The organism is Aminobacter sp. P4_H6_2, from assembly GCF_056400805.1.
Window position 1 is genome coordinate 1 of the sequence record NZ_JBFUKO010000331.1, and the last position, 6,012, is coordinate 6,012.

Consider the following 6,012-nt stretch of genomic DNA (forward strand, 5'->3'; position numbering starts at 1 on the left):
CCGCGGCAGCCGCAGGCGCGATAATGGAAATCCTTGTGATCCGCAGGCTTTATGAGCGCGACCATCTCGACCAGGTGCTGGCGACCTTTGCGCTGATCCTGATCTTTTCGGAAGGCACGCGCTGGCTGTTCGGCTCGTTCCCGCTCTATCTCGACATTCCGCCGCTGCTGCAAGGTGCTGTGCCCCTGCCAGGCGGTGGCCAGTACCAGCTCTATCGCCTCGCCATCATCGGCGTCGGCATCGCGGTTGCTGTCGGGCTCTATCTGCTAATCTCGCGCACCCGCCTTGGGATGCGCATCCGCGCAGGCGAGTCCGACCGCGAGATGATCGCGGCCCTCGGTGTCGACATCCGCACACTCTACACCGTGGTATTCGCGCTCGGTGCCGCCCTTGCTGGCCTTGCCGGCGCTTTGGTCGGTGCGCTGCAATCGGTGCAGGTCGGAATGGGCGAGCCAGCGCTCATCCTCGCCTTCGTGGTCATCGTCATCGGTGGCATCGGCTCGATCAAGGGCGCGCTGTTCGGCGCCATCCTCGTCGGCCTCGTCGACACGATGGGTCGTTTCCTGTTGCCCAAAGCGCTGGCGTTGATGATGCCGGCGGCCCAGGCGGGACTGATCGGTGCCTCGCTCGCCTCCATGCTGATCTACATCGTCATGGCCCTGATCCTCGCTTTCAGGCCGAGCGGCCTGTTTGCGGCGCAGTCGTGAGGGCCGCCATGAGCCGCGAAACCATCGTCAACATTCTGCTGGCGCTCCTGTTGCTGGCGATCCCGCTCGGCGCGACAGCCATGGGCGAGCAATTCTACGTCACGCTTGCCACGCGTATCGCCATCCTCGCGCTCGCCGCCGTCGGGCTCAACATCGCCCTTGGGCTCGGTGGGCTGGTGTCCTTCGGCCACGCCGCCTTCTTCGGTCTTGGCGGCTATGCCGCCGGCATCCTGGCGACCCACGCCTTCAACGCCGAACCGCTGTTCTTTGGCATCCAAGGCACGACGTCGATGCCGGTGATCTGGCTGGTGGCGATCATGGTCTGCGGTCTTGTCGCCTTGCCGATCGGCGTGATCAGCCTGCGCACGACGGGCGTCTATTTCATCATGATCACCCTCGCCTTCGCGCAGATGATCTACTACTTCGCCATTTCCTGGCCTGCCTATGGCGGCGAGGACGGGCTGTCGATCTATGTCCGCAACACTTTTCCTGGCGTGAATACGGCGCAGCCCCTGCCCTATTTCCTGATCTGCTATGTCGTGCTGATGGCGGCACTTGGCCTGTTTTGGCTTCTGCGTGGCTCGCGCTTCGGCGCCGCATTGCAGGCGGCGCGGCAGAACGCGACCAGGCTGTCCGCCGTCGGCATCGCGCCCTTCAACATCAGGCTTGTTACCTTCGCCATCTCGGCCATGGTCACGGGCCTCGCCGGTGCGCTGTTTGCCGACCTCAACCGTTTCGTCAGCCCCTCGATGCTGTCCTGGCAGATGTCGGGCGAGCTCATCGTTTTGATCATCCTCGGCGGCAAGGGTCGGCTGTTCGGCCCGGTCGCGGGTGCGATGCTCTACGTGCTGTTTGAGTTCGCGCTTGGCGGCATCACCGAGCGCTGGCAGTTCTTCTTAGGCCTGATCCTGCTCGGCGTCGTTTTGTTTGCGCGCGGTGGCCTGCTTGGCCTGTTGGCTGGAAAGGCACGTCATGGCTGAGCCGGTCCTCGAAATCCGCGACCTCAAAAAGACCTTCGGCGCGCTGAAGGCCACCGACGGCGTCAGCCTTGATCTCAKGCCGGGCGAAATCCATGCCCTGATCGGCCCCAATGGTGCGGGCAAAAGCACGCTGATCCACCAGATCTCGGGATCGCTGCGGCCCGACAGCGGCAGCATTCGCTTTCTCGTCCAGGATATGGCCGGGCTCGACATGGCGGCGCGTGCGCGGTTCGGCCTCGGCCGCAGCTTCCAAATATCGTCGCTGGCGCAGGAGTTTTCCGCCCTGCGCAACGTGATGCTGGCCGTGCAGGCGCGTCAGGGAACGAGCTTTCATTTTTTTCGTCCAGTCATGAACGACAAGAGCCTGACCGAACCGGCCATGGCGATGCTGGAGCGCGTCGGCCTTTCCGGGCGCGCTTACGTGCCCGCCGCCGAGCTGTCGCATGGCGAACGCCGACAGCTTGAAATCGCAATTGCGCTGGCGCTTGGCTCCAAGGCCTTTTTGTTCGACGAACCTATGGCCGGCATGGGGCCTGAAGGCTCGAAAGCGTTGACAAAGTTCCTCGACGGCCTGCGCCGCGAAGCGCCGATACTTCTGGTCGAGCACGACATGGACGCGGTGTTCGCGCTCGCCGACCGCATCTCGGTCCTCGTCTATGGCCGCGTCATCGCCACCGGCACGGTGGACGAGATCCGCAACGATCCCGAAGTGCGCCGGGCCTATCTCGGAGAAGCCGCGTGAGCCTGCTCGAACTCAAGGGAGTCGAAACCTTCTACGGCGCATCGCAGGCGCTGTTTGGCGTCTCGCTCGACGTCAGGGAGGGCGAGGTCGTGGCACTGATGGGCCGCAATGGCATGGGCAAGACGACGACCATCAATTCGATCCTCGGTCTTGCGAAACCGCGCTCGGGCTCGATCAGCTTTGGTGGCCGCCAGGTCGCCGGCATGCGCCCGCACCGCATCGCGCGCCTGGGCCTCGGCCTGGTGCCGGAGGGCAGGCGCTGCTTTCCCAATCTGACGGTGCTGGAGAACCTGCTTGCCGCAGCACGCGGCAGCGAGTGGACATTGGAAAAAGTGGTCGAGCTGTTTCCGCGTCTCGGTGAACGCCGCGACCAATATGCCAACACGCTGTCGGGCGGCGAACAGCAGATGCTGGCGATCGGCCGCGCGCTGATGACCAATCCGAACCTGCTCATTCTCGACGAGGCGACCGAGGGACTTGCCCCTGTCATCCGCCACGACATCTGGGCGGCGATCCGCAAGCTCAAGGCGAGCGGACAGTCGATCCTTGTCGTCGACAAGACGCTTGCCGAACTGCTGCCGGTGGCCGACCGTTGCTTCGTGCTCGAGAAGGGTGTGACGGTGTTCGAAGGCACGCCTGATGCGCTGACATCAGAGGTTCAGGACCACTATCTCGGGGTGTGAAAAAGGGCGGCTCAGCCGCCCTTTTCACAATCTCTCTAGCCTAACTCTGGTCGCTCACGTCACCGCCGACTTGACGGCGAAACGCTCGTCCTTCCACGCGCCGGTGCGCATGATGTCCTCGAGCACTTCCACTGCCTTCCAGACATCCTTGTAACCGACATAGAGCGGCGTGAAGCCGAAGCGGACCGTTGCCGGCGCCCGGAAATCGCCGATCACGCCACGCTCGATCAGCGCCCGCATGACCTGATAGGCGTGCGGATGGACGAACGAAACCTGGCTGCCGCGCTTGGTGCCGTCGCGGGGACTTTCGAGCTCGAGGCCATAGGCGCCGCATTTCGCTTCGACCAGCTGGATAAACAGATCGGTCAAGGCGATGCTTTTTGTCCTGAGCGCCGTCATGTCGACGTCGTCCCAGATGTCGAGCGCGCCCTTGAGCGCGCGCATCGTCAGGATCGGCTGGGTGCCACACAAAAACCGGCGGATGCCGGCATCGGCCGCATAACCCTGCTCGAAWGCAAAGGGCCGCGCGTGGCCCCACCAGCCGCTCAGCGGTTGGCGGACATCGGCGAGATGGCGGGTGGCCACATAGATGAAGGCCGGCGCGCCGGGGCCGCCATTGATGTATTTGTAGGTGCAGCCGACGGCGAAATCGACATTGGCCCCGTCGAGGTCGACCGGCAGGGCGCCGGCCGTGTGGCAGAGGTCCCAGACGATCAGCGCGCCAGCTGCATGCGCCTTCCTGGTCAGCGCCGCCATGTCGCGCAATTCGCCCGACTTGTAGTTGACGTGGTTAACCAGAACCACAGCGACATTTTCGTCGATCAGCTCTTCGATGCTGGGCGCATCGACGCCTTCGAGACGCAACACGGTGCCAGCCCGCGTCGAAGCGACGCCCTCGGCCATGTACAGGTCGGTCGGGAAGCTGTTGCCCTCGGCGACAATGACCGAGCGGTCAGGYCGCAGCGCGAGTGCTGCATGAAGAATCTTGTAGATGTTGGTCGAGGTGGTGTCGCAGACAACCGTCTGGCCGGGTGCGGCGCCGATCAGGCGGCCGATCCGGTCGCCGAGCTCGGTCGGCATGTCGAACCACCCGGCGGTGTTCCAGGCCCGGATCAGGTCCTGCGCCCACTCCTTGGACGCGGCCGCCTGGAGCTCGCTGAAGGCAGCGTGCGAAGCAGCCCCCAACGAATTGCCGTCGAGATAGATCACCCCTTCCGGCAAGATGAAGCGGTCGCGCATCGAACGCAGCGGATCGGCAGCGTCCATGGCCTCGATCGCGGCGAGATCAGGAATTGCAGTCATGATGCGGGCTATCCTTGATTATTCGCGAATGGTTTCGCGTGCTTGTGCCGGTCCCCGGCTGCGACGCAGGCTCGGCAGAGCAAGCATGGCGAGCACGAACAGTCCGGTGGCGAGCTTCAGGTCGGGGGGCGGCATGCCTGCCGCCAGACAAAACGACACCAGCTGGTAGTAGACGACAGCGCCGACAAACGGCGCCGCGAGTTGGCGCAGCACGGTCTGCTTGCCGACGATGGCTTCACCGATCATCAGCGCGGCAAGGCCGTTGATGAGGATGCCGAGGCCCATATTGACGTCGGCAAAGCCTTGGCTCTGCACCATCAGCGCACCGCTGGTTGCCGAAAACGCGCTGGCAAGGCCCACGCCGCCAATGGTAGCGACCCAGACATTGATGCCCTGTGCTTCGGCCATGTCGGGGTTGGCGCCGACCGCGCGGATCGCTGTGCCCTTCTCGGTCTTGAAGAACATGTTGAGCAGGATGAAGACGATGGCCCCGATCAGGCCAGCCACGATGATCTTGGCCGCCGGGAAGCCCGGCTGGACGAACGGTGCCCAGTCGAACACGGTGGGCGCGCCGAAGACAGAAAGGTTCGACTTGCCCATGATGCGCAGATTGATGCTGTAGAGCATCGTCATCATCAAGATGCCAGCGAGCAGCGTGTGGATGCGGAAACGCAGATGGATGAAGGCAGTGCAGCAGCCGGCAAGGAAGCCGGCGATCAGCGCAACCGCAATCGCCGTCAGCGGTGAAGCGCCAGACGCCAGAAGCACGCCGCAGACGCAGCCACCGAGCGGAAACGCACCTTCGCTGGTGAGGTCGGGGAAGTTGAGCGTACGGAACGGGATCATGATGCCGAGCACGACGAATGCAAGGATCAGGCTCTGCGCCAGGGTGACGGGAATGAGCGCGACGAAGCTCGTGAAAACAGTCTGGATAAAGTCCATGATGATCAGCTCGCCAGCAACATGCGGTCGGTTTTCACGGAGAAATGGCCGATCAGGTCGACAACAGTGACCTTGGCCTTTTCCTCGCCGGAGATTTCGAGGCGGAGCTTGCCGGCGTCGAGCATGATGACGCTGTGACCGAAATCGACGGCATGCTGCATGTTGTGAGTCACCATCAAAGTGGTGAGCTTCAGCGCCTCGACGGCACGCACGGTCGCCTTCATGACGATGTCGGCGGTGCGCGGATCAAGCGCTGCGGTATGCTCGTCGAGCAACAGCAGATCCGGTGAGCCGCCAACCGCCATGATCAGCGACAGCGACTGGCGCTGGCCGCCCGAAAGCAGTTCGACGCGGGTGTCGAGGCGATTTTCAAGGCCGAGCCCAAGGAGTTCAAGGCGTTCCTTGTAGGTGGCCAGGCGGGTCGGATTGAGGCCCTGGCGCAAAGTGCGCTTCTTGGAGCGCAGATCAGCGAGCAGCATGTTTTCGGCAACCGTCATCGAGGCGGCGGTGCCCTTCATCGGGTCCTGGAAGACGCGCGCCAAACGGATCGCGCGCTTGTGGACCGGCATATCCGATACATCGTCGCCATTGATGAGGATCTGACCGGAATCGAGTACAAGTGCGCCTGAAATGGCATTGAGCATGCTGCTCTTGCC

The 6,012-nt window shown here is 63.4% G+C and carries 7 protein-coding genes; 4 read left to right on the forward strand and 3 right to left on the reverse strand.

Features of this window, described 5'->3' with window-relative positions; translation table 11 throughout:
• The 4 genes from AC1DUU_RS20740 to AC1DUU_RS20755 form a co-directional block, all read left to right on the forward strand.
• Positions 1–707, forward strand: a 707-nt coding sequence (locus tag AC1DUU_RS20740; RefSeq protein WP_476785284.1) for a branched-chain amino acid ABC transporter permease, incomplete at its 5' end; no start/stop codon positions are given.
• 8 nt (positions 708–715) lie between these two features.
• The gene (locus AC1DUU_RS20745; protein WP_476785285.1) at positions 716–1,687 is read left to right on the forward strand and encodes a branched-chain amino acid ABC transporter permease; all 972 of its coding nucleotides are present in this window, start codon (positions 716–718) and stop codon (positions 1,685–1,687) included.
• Complete coding sequence (locus AC1DUU_RS20750; RefSeq protein ID WP_476785286.1) at positions 1,680–2,429, forward strand: ABC transporter ATP-binding protein; 750 nt, start codon at positions 1,680–1,682, stop codon at positions 2,427–2,429. Before AC1DUU_RS20745 ends, AC1DUU_RS20750 begins: the two co-directional genes overlap by 8 nt.
• Complete coding sequence (locus tag AC1DUU_RS20755) at positions 2,426–3,112, forward strand: ABC transporter ATP-binding protein (RefSeq protein ID WP_476785287.1); 687 nt, start codon at positions 2,426–2,428, stop codon at positions 3,110–3,112. Before AC1DUU_RS20750 ends, AC1DUU_RS20755 begins: the two co-directional genes overlap by 4 nt.
• 54 nt (positions 3,113–3,166) lie before the next feature.
• Here the strand turns inward: AC1DUU_RS20755 and kynU are convergent, their stop codons facing one another.
• The 3 genes from kynU to AC1DUU_RS20770 all read right to left on the reverse strand — a co-directional run.
• On the reverse strand, positions 3,167–4,414 hold the full coding sequence (gene kynU, locus AC1DUU_RS20760; RefSeq protein ID WP_476785288.1) for a kynureninase: 1,248 nt from the start codon (positions 4,412–4,414) through the stop codon (positions 3,167–3,169).
• A gap of 18 nt (positions 4,415–4,432) precedes the next feature.
• Complete coding sequence (locus AC1DUU_RS20765; protein WP_476785289.1) at positions 4,433–5,356, reverse strand: ABC transporter permease; 924 nt, start codon at positions 5,354–5,356, stop codon at positions 4,433–4,435.
• A gap of 5 nt (positions 5,357–5,361) precedes the next feature.
• Positions 5,362–6,012 (reverse strand): ABC transporter ATP-binding protein (locus AC1DUU_RS20770; RefSeq protein ID WP_476785290.1); only part of this gene is annotated, 651 nt, incomplete at its 5' end.